Here is a 397-nt window from a genome sequence, read left to right as displayed (position 1 = left end):
GGTGAGGCCCAAGAAATACCGCTCGTATCGCGGCCCTGGGCACGCCCAGGTGGAGAACTTGCTTCAAAGAAAATTCAAGGCAGAGAGGTTCGGAGAGAAGTGGGTGACGGATGTCACTGAGTTCAAAGTCGGTGGAGAGAAGCTCTATCTGTCGCCTGTCATGGACTTGTACAACGGCGAGATCGTGTCGTATCAGACAAGCCGTTCACCTCAGTTCCAGATGGTCGACAGCATGCTCAAGAAGGCCATCTCGACCTTGAAAGGGCCACATCGCCCCATGCTGCACTCGGATCAGGGATGGCAATATCAGATGCACGCTTACCGGCGCACATTGGCCGAAAACGGCATTACGCAAAGCATGTCGCGCAGAGGGAATTGCCTGGATAATGCGGCCATG

The 397-nt window shown here is 54.9% G+C and carries 1 protein-coding gene; it reads left to right on the top strand.

Translation table 11 applies throughout. The features are described from left to right. A partial coding sequence (locus tag HBH1_RS24740) for an IS3 family transposase (RefSeq protein ID WP_146012901.1) occupies positions 1-397 on the top strand: 397 nt, incomplete at both ends.

The sequence above is a fragment of the Herbaspirillum sp. BH-1 genome (genome assembly GCF_002870055.1).
In the GTDB taxonomy this organism is placed as follows: Bacteria; Pseudomonadota; Gammaproteobacteria; order Burkholderiales; family Burkholderiaceae_D; genus Herbaspirillum; species Herbaspirillum frisingense.
The sequence above is the reverse complement of the archived record's forward strand: the minus strand, read 5'-3'. Positions and strand labels throughout refer to the sequence as shown.